The sequence below is a fragment of the Bradyrhizobium sp. Ken51 genome (genome assembly GCF_055807435.1).
In genome coordinates this window covers 226,549-242,056 of record NZ_JBVVPB010000003.1, presented here as the reverse complement: position 1 = coordinate 242,056, position 15,508 = coordinate 226,549, and the positions used below count along the sequence as shown (strand labels likewise).

At 64.6% G+C, this 15,508-nt stretch carries 17 protein-coding genes; 10 read left to right on the top strand and 7 right to left on the bottom strand.

Translation table 11 applies throughout. From position 1 onward, the window contains the following. The first annotated feature begins 13 nt into the window (after positions 1–13). Together AC0L27_RS08115 and AC0L27_RS08110 are read left to right on the top strand one after the other, a co-directional pair. A complete protein-coding gene (locus tag AC0L27_RS08115) occupies positions 14–730 on the top strand; it encodes an MgtC/SapB family protein (protein ID WP_275170990.1) in 717 nt (238 codons plus the stop codon). Between the two features lie 100 nt (positions 731–830). Further along, positions 831–1,166 carry a hypothetical protein gene (locus AC0L27_RS08110; protein WP_354062005.1) on the top strand — a complete coding sequence of 112 codons (336 nt, stop codon included), beginning with the start codon at positions 831–833 and terminating at the stop codon, positions 1,164–1,166. 135 nt (positions 1,167–1,301) lie between these two features. Here AC0L27_RS08110 and AC0L27_RS08105 read toward each other — a convergent pair whose 3' ends face one another. The 5 genes from AC0L27_RS08105 to AC0L27_RS08085 all read right to left on the bottom strand — a co-directional run bounded on the left by AC0L27_RS08105 (position 1,302) and on the right by AC0L27_RS08085 (position 6,109). After that, the gene (locus tag AC0L27_RS08105) at positions 1,302–2,744 is read right to left on the bottom strand and encodes a homospermidine synthase (RefSeq protein ID WP_354208330.1); all 1,443 of its coding nucleotides are present in this window, start codon (positions 2,742–2,744) and stop codon (positions 1,302–1,304) included. A 44-nt stretch (positions 2,745–2,788) separates the two neighbouring features. Then, entirely contained in the window at positions 2,789–3,178 is a 390-nt protein-coding gene (locus tag AC0L27_RS08100) for a RidA family protein (protein ID WP_354208329.1), read from the bottom strand. 144 nt (positions 3,179–3,322) lie between these two features. Next, positions 3,323–3,910 carry a GNAT family N-acetyltransferase gene (locus AC0L27_RS08095; RefSeq protein WP_275170993.1) on the bottom strand — a complete coding sequence of 196 codons (588 nt, stop codon included), beginning with the start codon at positions 3,908–3,910 and terminating at the stop codon, positions 3,323–3,325. 132 nt (positions 3,911–4,042) lie between these two features. Continuing rightward, complete coding sequence (locus tag AC0L27_RS08090) at positions 4,043–5,185, bottom strand: type III PLP-dependent enzyme (RefSeq protein WP_018453321.1); 1,143 nt, start codon at positions 5,183–5,185, stop codon at positions 4,043–4,045. Between the two features lie 669 nt (positions 5,186–5,854). Further along, entirely contained in the window at positions 5,855–6,109 is a 255-nt protein-coding gene (locus AC0L27_RS08085) for a hypothetical protein (protein ID WP_007597166.1), read from the bottom strand. Positions 6,110–6,244: 135 nt separating this feature from the next. Here AC0L27_RS08085 and AC0L27_RS08080 point away from each other — a divergent pair, with 135 nt between their 5' ends. The 3 genes from AC0L27_RS08080 to AC0L27_RS08070 are packed head-to-tail and all read left to right on the top strand — an operon-like array spanning position 6,245 to position 10,061. After that, positions 6,245–8,326: a M3 family metallopeptidase gene (locus AC0L27_RS08080; RefSeq protein WP_354208327.1), complete on the top strand. Its 2,082-nt coding sequence runs from the start codon at positions 6,245–6,247 to the stop codon at positions 8,324–8,326. Continuing rightward, the gene (locus tag AC0L27_RS08075; RefSeq protein WP_354208326.1) at positions 8,326–8,964 is read left to right on the top strand and encodes a DUF1007 family protein; all 639 of its coding nucleotides are present in this window, start codon (positions 8,326–8,328) and stop codon (positions 8,962–8,964) included. The genes AC0L27_RS08080 and AC0L27_RS08075 overlap by 1 nt, the downstream gene beginning before the upstream one ends. Then, positions 8,961–10,061: a nickel/cobalt transporter gene (locus AC0L27_RS08070; protein ID WP_354208325.1), complete on the top strand. Its 1,101-nt coding sequence runs from the start codon at positions 8,961–8,963 to the stop codon at positions 10,059–10,061. Before AC0L27_RS08075 ends, AC0L27_RS08070 begins: the two co-directional genes overlap by 4 nt. Positions 10,062–10,168: 107 nt before the next feature. Here AC0L27_RS08070 and AC0L27_RS08065 read toward each other — a convergent pair whose 3' ends face one another. Beyond that, positions 10,169–10,567, bottom strand: coding sequence for an MAPEG family protein (locus AC0L27_RS08065; RefSeq protein ID WP_275170997.1), 399 nt, complete (start codon positions 10,565–10,567; stop codon positions 10,169–10,171). An 83-nt stretch (positions 10,568–10,650) separates the two neighbouring features. Between AC0L27_RS08065 and hemH the strand changes: the two genes are divergently transcribed. From hemH to AC0L27_RS08045, 4 genes are all read left to right on the top strand, one after another. Further along, a complete protein-coding gene (gene hemH / locus AC0L27_RS08060; RefSeq protein ID WP_473318713.1) occupies positions 10,651–11,685 on the top strand; it encodes a ferrochelatase in 1,035 nt (344 codons plus the stop codon). 25 nt (positions 11,686–11,710) lie between these two features. Continuing rightward, positions 11,711–12,685, top strand: coding sequence for an ABC transporter substrate-binding protein (locus AC0L27_RS08055; protein WP_354208323.1), 975 nt, complete (start codon positions 11,711–11,713; stop codon positions 12,683–12,685). Positions 12,686–12,959: 274 nt separating this feature from the next. Then, positions 12,960–13,961 (top strand): SPFH domain-containing protein, encoded by a 1,002-nt coding sequence (locus AC0L27_RS08050; RefSeq protein WP_354061283.1) that lies wholly within the window; start codon positions 12,960–12,962, stop codon positions 13,959–13,961. A 70-nt stretch (positions 13,962–14,031) separates the two neighbouring features. Next, positions 14,032–14,475 (top strand): NfeD family protein, encoded by a 444-nt coding sequence (locus AC0L27_RS08045; RefSeq protein ID WP_354208322.1) that lies wholly within the window; start codon positions 14,032–14,034, stop codon positions 14,473–14,475. Between the two features lie 29 nt (positions 14,476–14,504). Here the strand turns inward: AC0L27_RS08045 and AC0L27_RS08040 are convergent, their stop codons facing one another. After that, complete coding sequence (locus AC0L27_RS08040; protein WP_354061287.1) at positions 14,505–14,843, bottom strand: winged helix-turn-helix transcriptional regulator; 339 nt, start codon at positions 14,841–14,843, stop codon at positions 14,505–14,507. Positions 14,844–14,915: 72 nt separating this feature from the next. Here AC0L27_RS08040 and AC0L27_RS08035 point away from each other — a divergent pair, with 72 nt between their 5' ends. Then, complete coding sequence (locus AC0L27_RS08035; RefSeq protein ID WP_354208321.1) at positions 14,916–15,473, top strand: carboxymuconolactone decarboxylase family protein; 558 nt, start codon at positions 14,916–14,918, stop codon at positions 15,471–15,473. The last annotated feature ends 35 nt before the right edge of the window (positions 15,474–15,508 follow it).

The following is a 15,508-nucleotide window of genomic DNA, read 5'->3' as shown; positions in this document are numbered from 1 at the left end:
CGTAGATGGGGCCATGCGGTTTCTGACGACCTTCCAGATCGCTGATTTTGCGGACACGCTGGTCAGCCTGTTCACGGCCTTCGTGCTGGGCACGCTGATCGGCGCTGAGCGGCAATATCGTCAGCGCACCGCGGGCCTGCGTACCAACGTGCTGGTCGCGGTCGGCGCCGCCGCTTTCGTCGATCTCGCCATGCACCTGGCCGGCGCCGACGGCGCGGTGCGGGTGATCTCCTACGTCGTCTCGGGCATCGGCTTTCTCGGCGCCGGCGTCATCATGAAGCAGGGCATGGACGTGCGCGGGCTCAATACCGCGGCGACGCTGTGGGCTTCGGCCGCGGTCGGCTCCTGCGCCGGCGCAGACATGGTCGCGCAGGCCGCGGCGCTGACGGTGTTCGTGATTGCCGGCAACACCATGCTGCGGCCGCTGGTCAACGCCATCAACCGCATTCCGCTGAACGAGAAGACCTCCGAGGCGACCTACTACTTCAAGCTCGCGGTCGCACCGGACGCCTTGCCCGACATGCGTGACCGGCTGGTCGAGAAGCTTGAGAGCGCAAAATATCTGGTGGCCGACATCGAAATGGTCGAAACTGGGGACGATCTGATCGAGATCGTGGCAAAGCTGGTCGCGACCGCCGTCGATCCGAATGAGCTGAATGCAGTGGCGACTGATCTCCAGCATCTGCCCGGCGTCCGCCACGCCACCTGGGAAGTCAGCACCACGGATTGAGCGTGGCGATTGGCGCGCAGGTGTCGGGTTCCCAACGTCGCAGGCAGGGAACCGTAGCCGGGCGATTTCGTTGATCTCGCGGACAAAGGCGGTGATCGACATGCCCGGCCAATATGACAAGCGCAGACTGAAGCTCGACCTGATGGTTGCCTGCACGCTGTTCGCAGCCGGCGTCGTGGTGTCAGGCCTGTCGCTGGCGCAAATCCGCGCCGAGACCCGGATGCAGACGGCCCAGGCGACGCAACCGCTTCAGGGCACGCCGTCCGACGATCAGAACAAGCCCGCGGAAGCCAAGCCCGGCGGCGACCGGCCGACCACGCCGGCCCCAGAGCCGGCGCGGCCCGATCCGCAGACGCAAGGCGCCGCCGGCGCGGCAAAACCAGCATTGCCGCCAGCGCCAGCCGAGAAGATCGCGCCGCCGATCGAGAGGAAGTAGGTCCCCTGTCATTCCGGGGCGCGCGTAGCGCGACCCCGGAATCCATTTGTCAGCGGATTCTGTCGCCTGATGGATTCCGGGCTAGCGCCAAGTGGCGCGCCCCGGAATGACGAGCGGAGAGTTGGGTGACGGCTCTCAACGCACCAGAACGTTCCGGAACTGCCAGGGATCGCTCGTGTCGATATCCTCCGGAAACAGCCCCGGACGATCCGTCAGCGGCGTCCAGTCGGTGTAAAAACCCTTCACCGGGCCGAGATAGGGCAGCTGGATCTCCAGCAGGCGATCGAAATCCATCTCGTCGGCTTCGACAATGCCTTCGTTCGGGTTTTCCAGTGCCCACACCATGCCGCCGAGCACGGCGGAGGTCACCTGCAGGCCGGTGGCGTTCTGATAGGGCGCGAGCTTGCGGGTCTCTTCGATGGAGAGCTGCGAGCCGTACCAGTAGGCATTGTTGTCATGGCCGAACAGCAGCACGCCGAGTTCGTCGATGCCGTCGACGATCTCGTTCTCGTCGAGGATGTGATGCTTCTCCTGCATCTTCGCGGCGCGGCCGAACATTTCATGCAGCGACAGCACGGCGTCATCAGCGGGATGATAGGCGTAGTGGCAGGTCGGCCGGTAGACCGCGGTGCCCGATGCATCGCGCACCGTGAAGTAATCGGCGATCGAGATCGACTCGTTGTGGGTGACGAGGAAGCCATACTGCGCGCCGCGGGTCGGGCACCAGGTGCGCACGCGCGTGTTGGCGCCGGGCTGCATCAGATAGATGGCAGCGCCGCAGCCGGCTTCGTGAGTCCGCGCATTCTCGGGCATCCATTTTTCGTGGGTGCCCCAGCCGAGTTCTGATGGCTGCACGCCTTCCGACAGGAAACCTTCCACCGACCAGGTGTTGACGAAGACATCCGGCTCTTTCGGCTTCTTGGAGCGCTGGGTGTCGCGTTCAGCGATGTGGATGCCCTTGATGCCGGCCTGTCGCATCAAGTCCGCCCATTCGGCTTTGGTCTTCGGCTTGGGGGCATTGAGCTTCAGGTCGGCGGCGACGTTGAGCAGCGCCTGCTTGACGAAAAACGAGACCATGCCGGGATTGGCGCCGCAGCAGGAGACGGCCGTCGTCGAGCCCGCGGGGCGCGCCTTCTTGGCGGCCAGCGTCGCTTCGCGAAGAGCGTAGTTGGAGCGGGCTTCCGGGCCCTTCGACGAATCGAAATAGAAGCCGAGCCAGGGCTCGTTGACGGTGTCGATATAGAGAGCGCCGAGCTCGTTGCAGAGCTCCATGATGTCGGTGGAGCCGGTATCGACCGAGAGATTGACGCAAAAGCCCTGGCCGCCGCCTTCGGTGAGCAGCGGGGTCAGCAGCTCCCGATAATTGTCCCTGGTCACTGCCTTCTGGATGAAGCGCACATTGTGCTTCTCGCAATGCGCCTTGCGACCCTCGTCCTTGGGATCGATCACGGTGATCCGCGACTTGTCGTAGTCGAGATGCCGCTCGATCAGCGGCAACGTGCCTTTGCCGATGGAGCCGAAGCCGACCATGACGATGGGACCGGTAATCTTCGCGTAGATCTGCGAGGCGGGGCTCATGGGATGGTTTCTCCGGAACGTGCTGGCGGCAAAGGGTGGGTGGATCAGGCGCTGCGGCGCTTGGCGGTGACTTCGATCTCGACCTTCATCTCGGGCTTGGCGAGGGCGCTGACGACCAGCAAGGTCGCGGCCGGCCTGATGTTGCCGAGAACCTCGCCGCAGACGGCGAAATGGGCATCGATGGTGCTGGCGTCGGTGACGTAGTAGGTCGCACGGACGATATCGGCCATCTCGAAACCGCCCTCCTTCAGGGCAGCTTCGATGGTCTTGAAGCAGTTGCGTGACTGGCTCGTGACATCGGCCGGCATCGTCATCGTGGTGTAGTCGTAGCCGGTGGTGCCCGCGACGAAGGCGAACTCGCCGTCGATCACGGCGCGGCTGTAGCCGGCGGTCTTCTCGAACGGGGAGCCGGTGGAAATCAGGCGGCGGGACATGGTCGTGGCCTCGACTGAAGAGGAATTCGTGGGGTTTACGGGCAATTTGCCGGCCTGCGCAACCCCAAAGGAATGGAGCTTAACGCAGGCCCAGCCGGGCGTTGCCGCTTAACGCGGCTCGGTCGTCGCCATCATGGCGATCTCTTACGCCGCGTGCGCCTGGAGGGCGCGAACTACCCTCCGTTTGGGCAAGGCTGCGCCGGTCGGGACAATCATCCCGGCGGCGTCATCCAGTGCGCCGGCATGGAATTCGATCGCCAGCAGGCGGTCGCGCTCGAACGGGCCGGGCAGCGACAGCTCGCCGGTCTTCTCAGGCGAGAAGCCGAAGCGGGCGTAATAAGGGGCATCACCGAGCAGGATCACGGCGGCATGCCCGCGCGCCCGGGCGGCAGCCAGCGCTTGTTGCATCAGCGCGGCGCCGATCCCGAGCTCGCGGCAGGCAGGGTCCACCGCCAGCGGTCCGAGGACCAGAGCGGGCCTGCCTCCGGCGCTGACGTGCCACAGCCGCACGGTTCCCACGAGCTTCCCCTCGCGCATCGCGGCCAGCGCAAGGCCGGCGGCGGGTGCGCGTCCGTCGCGCAGGCGCTGACAGGTGCGGCCATGGCGGTTCTCGCCAAAGGACGCATCGAGCAGCGCTTCACGCATCGCAACGTCGCCAGCACGCTCCGCACGGATCGCGAACGGAGCGGCTTTCGAGGTGGGTTCAACCTGTGTCTTCCGAAGAGCAGTCATGGCGCGTCAGTCCCCGCTTGAAACCGACGTGCGCAAAGCACGCCGGTCCAAGGCGTCGTCAGAAATCGAAATGTCAGGGAGGGAGCCGGCAAGCCGGCTCCCGGGTTCGTCAGGCCTCGGAAAGAGAGGCGATCAGATGTGGTAGGTCTTCAGCGGCGGGATGCCGTTGAACGCCACCGCCGAGTAGGTCGACGTATAGGCCCCGGTGCCTTCGATCAGCAGCTTGTCGCCGATCTCGAGCGTCACCGGAAGCGGATACGGGTTCTTCTCGTACAGCACGTCGGCGCTGTCGCAGGTTGGCCCAGCGAGCACGCACGGCGTCATGTCCGCACCGTCATGCGGGGTGCGGATGGCGTAGCGAATCGACTCGTCCATGGTCTCGGCGAGACCGCCGAACTTGCCGATGTCCAGATAGACCCAGCGCACCTCGTCCTCGTCGCTCTTCTTCGAGATGAGCACGACCTCGGATTCGATGATGCCGGCGTTGCCCACCATGCCGCGGCCCGGCTCGATGATGGTCTCCGGAATCTGGTTGCCGAAGTGCTTGCGCAGCGCGCGGAAGATCGAGCGCCCGTAGGTCACCACCGGCGGCACGTCCTTCAGGTACTTGGTCGGGAAACCGCCGCCCATGTTGACCATGGTCAGGTTGATGCCGCGCTCGGCGCAGTCGCGGAACACCTGCGAGGCCATCGCCAACGCACGGTCCCACGCCTTCACCTTGCGCTGCTGCGACCCGACATGGAAGGAGATGCCGCACGGCTCCAAGCCCAGACGCTTGGCAACGTCGAGCACGTCGACGGCCATCTCCGGATCGCAGCCGAACTTGCGCGACAGCGGCCATTCGGCGCCAGCGCAGTCATAGAGGATGCGGCAGAACACCTTTGCGCCGGGAGCGGCACGGGCGACCTTCTCGACTTCCGCGGCGCAATCGACCGCGAACAGCCGAATGCCGAGCGCGAAGGCGCGCGCGATATCGCGCTCCTTCTTGATCGTGTTGCCGAAGGAGATGCGGTCGGGCGTCGCACCGGCGGCCAGCGCCATCTCGATCTCGGCGACCGTCGCGGTGTCGAAGCAGGAGCCCATGGAGGCGAGCAAAGCCAGCACTTCCGGCGCCGGGTTCGCCTTGACGGCATAGAACACGCGGCTGTCGGGCAGCGCCTTGGCAAAGGTCTGGTAATTGTCGCGCACGACTTCGAGGTCGACGACGAGGCACGGTTCGGTGTCGAGGCCCTCGCTGCGGCGGTTGCGCAGGAATTCCTGGATACGGTCAGTCATAGCACTCTCCCAAACGGCCCAGCGACGGGGATCCGTTCAAAAAATGACGTCGGATAAGAGCGCTCCGGCCAGATCACGCGATGGAGGCGCGACGAGCCAAAGACTCAGATCAGACAGTGCTGCCGTGGATTGGTTGGGAATGTTCCCGCCCGCACACCTGGCAATGAAGGACAAGCCTTTTCAGTAGCCCGCGCCGGCGTTGGACTGCCGGTAGAGACCAAAAAAGCCCGATCCGTCGTTGCTTTAAGTCGCGTCCCCCGTTGAGAGCGGGGTGCGCCGGTTCGCCTCCGGCTGCCAGTCACGGTTGCAAAGAGCAAAGTCACCTTCGACAAGGCATCCCTTTGAGAGAGATGCTGGACACTCCGGGTTTGCTTTCGTCTTCCGGCTATGAGCCTTCCGACTTCCACACTTCCGAAGAGCCCCTCGGCTTCTTCACCCCTTGGCGGCTGTCCGGCCTCTTGTCCGGATACCTACCGACTGACACACGACCACAGGCACGTGCGAAATTGGGCAATCCGCACATAAGTGTTTTGACTCTGCTTCGCAAGAGATTTTTTAGACTGCGAACAGAATTGCCTAACATCTGCTTGCGCAGTGTTGCGCGAGCGACCCGGAAGATGAACGCGCGTTAAGTTTTCAGCGCGCGTGTCTCTCGCGCGCGTACGCGCTTCAGCCGCGCTTCGTGAACGGCTCGACGCGCTGAGCGGCGCGGATGAAGGCAGTCATCACGAGCACGCCGAGCGCGAACAGCGCGGCCTGAAGGATGTGCGTGCCCTGCTCGCCCAGCCCGAACAGGATCGCGAGCGCCCAGCCGCCGGCAAACGCCGCGCCGAACACCTCGGCGCCGATCAGGATGGCGGCGCTGATGACGGTGATGACGCTCGGCCAGACGATCCGACGAGAAGAGGAGGAAGTCGCGTTCATGAGCTCAGGGGTCCTAGGCTTGAAGGGCCGCAATCTCCCCGAAAAGGCAGCCGGGAGCAAGGGCAAATGGCCCAAAAAAGCCCCATCGCGTGCTATAGCTGGCCGCAACAATCGAGCCACAAATCGGGACTTGTAATGTCAGAACCCCGCCAAACTACGGACTCCGAGACCAACCCGCTGCTGAAGGCGTGGGTGACGCCATTTGCGACCCCGCCCTTCGACGAGATCAAGCCGGAGCACTTCCTGCCGGCCTTCGAGCAGGCCTTCGCGGACCACTCTGCCGAGATCGCCGCGATCACCAACGACCCGACCGCGGCCGACTTCGCCAACACCATCACGGCGCTGGAGCGCTCGGGCAAGCTGCTCAGCAAGGTCGCGTCAGTCTTTTACGACCTCGTCTCGGCGCATTCCAACCCGGCCATCCTGGAGATCGACAAGGAGGTTTCCTTGCGGATGGCGCGGCACTGGAATCCGATCATGATGAACGCCGTGCTGTTTGGCCGCATCGCCCAGCTGCACGAGAACCGCGCCAATCTCGGTCTGACACCGGAACAGCTCCGCCTGCTCGAGCGTACCTACACCCGCTTCCACCGCTCCGGCGCGGGCCTCTCCGAAGAGGCCAAGACGCGGATGGCGGAGATCAACGAGAGGCTCGCCCAGCTCGGCACCAGCTTCAGTCATCATCTGCTCGGCGACGAGCAGGAATGGTTCATGGAGCTCGGCGAAGCCGACCGCCAGGGCCTGCCGGAGAGTTTTGTCGCCAGCGCCAAGGCTGCGGCGGAAGAACGCGGCATGGCCGGCAAGGCCATCGTCACGCTGTCGCGCTCCTCGGTCGAACAGTTCCTGAAGAGCTCGGCCCGGCGTGACCTCCGCGAGAAGGTCTACAAGGCTTTCACCGCGCGCGGCGACAACGGCAATGCCAACGACAACAACGCGACCATCGTCGAGGTCCTGAAGCTGCGCGAAGAGAGCGCCAATCTCCTGGGCTACCCGACCTTCGCGGCCTACCGGCTCGAGGATTCCATGGCCAAGACGCCGGAAGCTGTGCGCGGCCTTCTGGAGCGGGTCTGGAAGCCCGCCCGGGCGCGGGCGCTCGCCGACCGCGACGACATGCAGACGCTGATCACGGAGGAGGGCGGCAATTTCAAGCTGGCCCCCTGGGACTGGCGCTTTTATGCCGAAAAGCTGCGCCTTCAGCGCGCCAATTTCGACGACGCCGCGATCAAACCGTATCTCGCGCTCGACCACATGATCGCCGCCGCCTTCGACTGCGCCACGCGCCTGTTCGGCGTCACCTTCGAAGAGCGCAAGGATGTGCCGGTCTGGCATCCCGACGTCCGGGTCTGGGAGATGAAGGGGCGGGACGGCAAGCACAAGGCGCTGTTCTATGGCGACTACTTCGCCAGGCCGTCGAAGCGCTCCGGCGCCTGGATGACCTCGCTGCGCGACCAGCAGAAGCTCGACGGCGAGGTCGCGCCGCTGATCCTCAACATCTGCAACTTCTCCAAGGGCGCGGATGGGGAACCCTCGCTGCTGTCGCCCGACGACGCCCGCACCCTGTTCCACGAGTTCGGCCACGGCCTGCACGGCATGCTTTCCAACGTGACCTATCCCTCGCTGTCGGGCACCTCCGTGTTCACCGACTTCGTCGAATTGCCCTCGCAGCTCTACGAGCATTGGCAGGAGCGGCCGGAGGTGCTGCAGCAGTTCGCGCGCCATTATCAGACCGGCGAGCCGCTGCCGGACGATCTGCTGCAACGGTTCCTGGCTGCGCGAAAATTCAACCAGGGTTTTGCCACCGTCGAGTTCGTCTCCTCGGCGCTGATCGATCTCGAATTCCACACCCAGCCGGCCTCCGCCGCGCAGGATGTCCGCGCCTTCGAGAGACGCGAGCTGGAGAAGATCGGCATGCCCGAGGAGATATCGCTGCGTCACCGTCCCACGCAATTCGGTCACATCTTCACCGGCGATCATTATGCGGCCGGCTATTACAGCTACATGTGGTCGGAGGTGATGGATGCCGACGCCTTCGGCGCGTTCGAGGAAGCCGGCGACATCTTCGATCCCGCCGTCGCAAAGCGCTTGCACGACGACATCTACTCGAGTGGCGGATCGGTCGATCCGGAAGCCGCCTATGAGGCGTTCCGCGGCCGGCCGCCGGAGCCCGACGCGCTCTTGCGCCGCCGCGGCCTGCTCGACACCCCGAAGGCGGCCTGATGGGCATGCGCGCCCTTCTCGGACTGCTGCTCGCCGTCGCTCTGTCGCTCGCGGCAGGCGCGGCGCGGGCGCATCCGCATGTCTGGATCACCGCGACCAGCGAGCTGCTTTACGCTCCCGACGGCACCATCACCGGCGTGCGCCATGCATGGACCTTCGACGACATGTTCTCCGCCTATGCGGTGCAGGGGCTCGAGAGCAAGACCAAGGGAACCTATTCGCGCGAGGAGCTCGGGCCGCTGGCGCAGACCAATGTCGAGTCGCTGAAGGAATATGCCTATTTCACCTTCGCGCGAGCCGACGGCAAGAAGGAGCGATTCCAGGAGCCGGTCGACTATTTCCTCGACTACAAGGATACGGTCCTGACCCTGCACTTCACGCTGCCGCTTAAGAACCCGGTCAAGCCCAGGCAATTGATGCTCGAAGTGTTCGACCGCTCCTTCTTCATCGACTTCCAGATGGCCAAGGACAACCCGGTCAAGCTGGTTGGCGCGCCCGCCGGCTGCCAGATGAAACTTGACCGGCCGAGCGACGGCACCGCGAGTGCCCAGAAGCTCAACGAGCAGACCTTCATGAACGGCGAGAATTCGAATTTCGGCATGATGTTCGCCAACAAGATCACGGTGGATTGTCCTTGAAGCCGAAACTCACGCCTCTCGGGCGCGGGCTCGCCGTCTGCGCGGGCGTTCTTCTCGTTGTGGCCGTGGCCGACGCGGCGCTCCACGATCTCCTCGCGCAAAATCCGTTCGGCGCGCCGCGTTCGCCACAAGCCGCCCAGCCCGAGGCCAGCGGCATCATCGGCTGGGTGCTGGCCAAGCAATCGGAATTCTATCGCCAGATGTCGGCGACGATCCGCGCCGCGAAGTCCGACGGCTCGGCGGTGTGGACGCTGCTCTTCATCTCGTTCGCCTATGGCATCTTCCACGCGGCCGGCCCCGGCCATGGCAAGGCGGTGATCGCCTCCTATCTCGTCGCCAATCGCGAGACCGCCCGGCGCGGCATCGTGCTGTCGTTTGCCTCCGCGCTGATGCAGTCGCTGGTGGCGATCCTGATCGTCGGCATCTCGGCCTGGGTGCTGAATGCGACCGCCAAGACCATGTGCAAGGCGGAAGGCGCGATCGAGATCGCCAGCTACGCCCTGATCGCGCTGTTCGGCCTGCGCCTAGTCTGGGTCAAGGGCCGCACTTTCATCCGTGCCCTCCAGGCGGTTCAGCCGGTGCCGGCGATCGCGGGCGTGCCGCATGACCATCATGATCAAGGTCAGCACCATCACGATACGCACGATCATCATGGTCACGATCATGCGCACGCCCATCATCACCACCAGCATGACCACGTCCATGACGAGCATTGCGGCCATTCCCACGGCCCCACGCCGAGCGAACTCGCCGGCCCCGGTGGCTGGGGACGCGGCTTTGCCGCGATCCTCACCGTCGGCATCCGTCCCTGTTCGGGCGCGATCCTGGTGCTGGTGTTTGCGCTGGCCCAAGGCCTGTTCTGGGCCGGCATCGCCGCGACCTTGCTGATGGGGCTTGGCACCGCGATCACGGTCGCAGCCATCGCGGTGATTGCCGTCTCCGCAAAGGACATCGCCGCCCGCCTGAGCGCCGGACGCGACGGCAGCGGCGCACTGTTCATGCGCGGCATCGAATTCGCCGCCGCCGGCCTCGTGCTGCTGCTCGGTGCAGGCCTGTTGCTGGGTTACATCGCGGCCGAACGGACGACGTGTTTTTGAGCGGCAGGCGTTGTAGCCGGATGGAGCAAAGCGCAATCCGGGACAGTGCCGCCGCGGAGGGGACCCCGGATTACGCTTCGCTCCATCCGGGCTACGGTTTCACGAACTCACACCGGCAAGAACTGCTTCAACGCGGGCATGAAGAAGATCCCGAGATTGATCGCAAAGCCGATGCTCCAGAGGATCGAGCGCAACGTCGGGCGGTTGCCGAGATAGGTCAGCACATAGGCGATCCGTACGATCAGGAACAGCACCGCGAGCTCGTCGATCAGGCGCTGCGGCGACTCCCTGTATTCGGCGAGTAGCACCGCGAAGGCGAAGAACGGAAAGGTCTCGATGCCGTTCTGGTGCGCGCCGAGCGCGCGCTGCGCGATGGCGTCCTCGAAGAAGGCGGGATCGCGCGGCCGCGAATTGTCGAAGCCGCGAAATCTGATCCATTTGATCGAGACGATCGTTAAGAGATAGAGCAGCAGCGCCCCGAAAACGCACCATTCCGCCAGCGTCATGGTTCTTCCCCCTGCGCACGGACCCTAGCGAAACCGGCCCAATCTTGACAAGTTCGGAACAACGCGCGACGCAACGGATCATGATGACAATCGCCCCCACCCAGATCGCGATGCCGGCCACGCAGCCCGCCCCCTCGCGCGTCGGCGTGCTCCTGGTCAATCTCGGCACGCCCGATACCGCCGACGCGCGCGGCGTGCGGGTCTATTTAAAGGAATTCCTCTCGGACGCCCGCGTCATCGAGAATCAGGGCTTGATCTGGAAGGTGGTGCTGAACGGCATCATCCTGCGCACCCGCCCCCGCGCCAAGGCGCGCGACTATCTCAAGATCTGGAACACCGAGAAGAACGAGTCGCCGCTCAAGACCATCACGCGCTCGCAGAGCGACAAGCTCGGAGCCATGCTGTCGGACCGCGACCAGGTCACGGTGGAGTGGGCGATGCGCTACGGCAATCCATCGATCAAGTCGGGCATCGATGCCCTGATTGCGAAGGGCTGCGATCGCATCCTTGCCGTACCCCTCTATCCGCAATATTCCGCCGCGACGTCGGCCACCGTCTGCGACGAGGTGTTTCGCGTGTTTGCGCGGCTGCGCGCGCAGCCGACGCTGCGGGTGACGCCGCCTTATTACGAGGACGAAGCCTATATCGAGGCGCTCGCCACCTCGATCGAGACGCATCTGGCGAGCCTGCCGTTCAAGCCGGAGCTGATCGTCGCCTCCTTCCACGGCATGCCGAAGGCCTACGTCGACAAGGGGGACCCGTATCAGAGCCAGTGCGTCGCGACCACCGAGGCGCTGCGGCGCCGGCTCGGCATGGACGAGACGAAACTGCTGCTGACCTTCCAGTCGCGCTTCGGATTCGACGAGTGGCTGCAGCCCTACACCGACAAGACCATGGAGCGTCTGGCGAAAGAGGGCGTGCGCCGCATCGCGGTGATCACGCCGGGGTTTTCCGCCGATTGCCTTGAGACGCTGGAGGAGATCGCGCAGGAGAATGCCGAGATCTTCGAGCACAATGGCGGCGAGCAGTTTTCCGCGATCCCCTGCCTCAACGACAGCGACCCCGGCATGAACGTGATCCGAACGCTGGTGCTTCGCGAGCTCCGGGGCTGGATATAGTGAGCCTGGATCCGAGGAGCGCCCCATGAACCGCCGCGAGGTTCTGGCGCTTCTTGGGGTGACCGCGGCGCTGCCGGCCTCGGTGCTGGCGCAAACGAATGCGACGCGCCGGCTCGGCGTGCTCTCGGTCACTGCGGCCGACGATGCGATCGGGCAGACCCGTAGCGCGGTCCTGGTCCAAGCGCTTGCCGGTCATGGCTGGAAGGAGCGCGACAACCTCAAGATCGATTGGCGCAACGGCGGCGGCGACCGCGCACGGATCGCGCAATTCGCCGATGAGCTGATCGCTCTCAAGCCCGACATCCTGCTCGCGGTCGGCACGCCCTCGGTGGAAGAGCTGCGCCGGCGCACGACGACGATCCCGATCGTTTTCGCCGTCGTCACCGATCCTGTCAGCCAGGGCTTTGTCCAGAATCTCGCTCATCCCGGCGGCAATGTCACCGGCTTCACCGATTACGACGGCCCGCTGGCCGGCAAATGGCTGGAGATGCTGACGCAGGTCACGCCAAGACCGTCCCGTGTGTTCGTGGTCTACAATCCCGCCACCGCGCCGTTCGCGCCCCTGATGCTGGGTACGATTGAGGACGCTGGCCGCGCGCTCGATGTGACGGTGGAGTCCGCGCCGGTGCATGACACGGCCTCGATCGTCGCCCTGGCTTCGCGGAAAGACGGCGGCCTGCTGGTGCTGCCGGACTTCTTCACCATGTCCAACCGTGCGCTTCTCCTGGCGGCCATCAACGAAGCGCGTGTGCCGGCAGTGTTCTGGAGCCGCACCTTCGTCGACGAGGGTGGCTTGATGTCCTACAGCACCGACAGCGCCGAGCAGCTCCGCCGCGCCGCCTCCTATATCGATCGCATTCTGAAGGGTGCGCGGGCGGCCGACTTGCCGGTCCAGAATCCGACCACGTTCGAGCTGGCGATCAACTTGAAGACGGCCAAGGCGATCGGCGTCACGCTTCCGCCAAGCCTGCTCGCAACCGCGAACGAGGTCATCGAGTAGGATTTGGCTGCGACCGCCGGCATGGACGGATTCGTTAACGTTGTCGCTAGGTCTGCGCCGGCACGCTTTCAAGAGCGCGTCGCAAATACATAATCGCGACCATTCCTTATCCCGGCGTCTTGTGTAGAATCCTGCCGATGCCGAAATCATCCACGACCGCTGAACACTGAATCCTTTACTGAACGCTTTACTGAACCCTTGGGGTCGTGATCCCGACCAATGACAGCGCGGAAAAGGGTCTTTTCCCGACAATCTTTCCCGCCTTGGAGGAAATATGAGCGGTTTCGACATTTTCGCGATTGTGCTGGTTTTGCTCGTCATCGTCACGTTGGTGGCCGGTGTGAAAACGGTGCCGCAGGGCTATGACTGGACCATCGAGCGGTTCGGCAAATACACCCAGACCCTGAGCCCCGGGCTCAATCTGATCGTGCCCTATTTCGATCGCGTCGGACGCAAGATCAACATGATGGAGCAGGTGATCGACATTCCCGAGCAGGAGGTGATCACCAAGGACAACGCCACCGTGACGGTCGACGGCGTCGCCTTCTTTCAGGTGTTCGACGCCGCCAAGGCGAGCTACGAAGTCTCCAACCTGACCCAGGCCGTCACCGTTCTGACCATGACCAACATCCGTTCGGTGATGGGCTCGATGGATCTCGATCAGGTGTTGTCGCACCGTGACGAAATCAACGAGCGCCTGCTGCGTGTGGTCGATGCCGCCGTCTCGCCCTGGGGCCTCAAGGTCAATCGTATCGAGATCAAGGATATCGTGCCGCCGGCGGACCTCGTCGAAGCCATGGGCCGACAGATGAAGGCCGAGCGCGTCAAACGCGCCGACATCCTTCAGGCCGAAGGTGCACGCCAGTCCGAGATCCTGCGCGCCGAGGGTGCCAAGCAGGGCCAAATTCTCCAGGCGGAAGGTCGCCGCGAGGCCGCCTTCCGCGACGCCGAAGCACGCGAGCGGTCGGCGGAAGCCGAGGCCAAGGCGACGCAGATGGTCAGCGAAGCGATCTCCAAGGGCGACGTCGCGGCGCTGAACTATTTTATCGCCGACAAATATATCAAGGCGTTCGGGCAACTGGCTGAGTCGCCGAACCAGAAGGTCATCATGCTTCCGGTCGAAGCGATGAGCATGCTGGGCTCGCTCGCCGGCATCGGCGAGATCGCCAAGGCGACGTTCGGCGAAAGCGCAGCGTCCGCGGCCGCTGCCGCCCGCCGCGGCTCGGTGCCGTCGTCCAGTCCGACGCCGCCGGCGGTGCCGCCGCGGCAGGGGTAAAGCGCATGCCCCGGAAAAGTGGACACCGGTTTTCCGACAAGGGCATGCGTCATTTCAAAGAGGTCGTGTCATGACCGACATGTTCGTATCGCTCGGCACCTGGAACTGGCTGATCTTCGGCTTCGCCCTGATGGCGCTGGAGGTGCTGGCGCCGGGAATCTTCCTGTTCTGGCTCGGGCTCGCCGCGTTGCTGGTCGGGCTGATCTCGTTCGGAGTAGCGATATCCTGGCAGATCCAGCTCGTGATGTTCGCGATCTTCGCTGCCGCCGCGGTGCCGGTGTGGCGCCGCCTCGCCCGTCCGAAGTCTGATGCGAGCGCGAGCCCATTCCTCAACAAGCGCGCGGATGCGCTGCTCGGCCGCGAGTTCACGCTGGAGAAGCCGATCGTCGACGGCAACGGCACCATGCGTATCGGCGACACGGTCTGGCGCGTCGCCGGTCCGGATACGCCGGCGGGCACGCGTGTGAAGGTGGTGCAGGTGGACGGTGCGAATCTGACGGTTGCGGCGGCGTAGACGAGCTTGCCGGGACGGCATCGCCAGACTTACGCGCCGCTCTTGCTGCGCCACCTCTCCGCAAACCGGTGCAGCGGCATGAACGTCTCGCACAATTCTCGCCCGAGCGCCGTCAGCCCGTAACCGCTGGCTTCGCCGAGTTCCACGAATCCGGCCTCGCGCAAATCGTCCAACCGCGCCTGCAGCACCGTCGGCGAGGCCTCGTCGCAGGCGGTTCGCAATGCGCGCGAGGTGAGGGGGGCGTCGCGCAATTCCCACAGGATTCGCAGGCTCCAGCGTCGCCCCAGGATGTCGAGCAGCGCCATGATCGGTCGCCCGGAGCGCGAGCCACGGACGTTGCGCGATCTGGGGGAGGTCTGTTTCGCCATCGTGGCCCTCTTGCACACTGCTACAAATAATGTAGCGTGTTGCTACAATAAATGTAGCAAAGGAGACGGCCAATGTCCCAGGCCCCGCCGCGCATTGCCCCGCTCACCCCGCCTTATCCCCCGGAGATTCAGGCGCAGTTCGACCGCATCATGCGCGGTGCGCCGCCGCTGCTGCTGTTCCGGGTAATGGCGGGCCATACCCGCGCCTGGAACAAGTTTCGCGCCGCCGGCCTGCTCGATCCCGGCCCGCTGTCGTTGCGCCAGCGCGAGATCGTCATCGACCGCACCTGCGCGCTGAACAAATGCGAATATGAATGGGGCGTGCACGTCGCGATCTTTGCCGTGCCGGCGGGGCTCAGCGAGCCGGAGGTGCGGGCCACCGTGCAGGGCGATGCGACGTCGCCGTGCTGGTCCCCGGCCGAGCAGGCGCTGATCGCCGCCGTCGACGCGCTGCATCACCGTGCGACGTTTGACGACGCCGAGTTCGCCGCGCTGTCGGCGCATTACGACGAGGCGCAGATCCTGGAGATTATGCTGCTGTGCGGCTTCTACCGCACGGTCTCGTACCTGGCGAACGGGCTGAGATTGCCGCTGGAGGAGACGGCGGCGCGGTTTCCGGCGCCGCTCTAACCGCCGTCATTGCGAGCGTAGCGAAGCAATCCAGA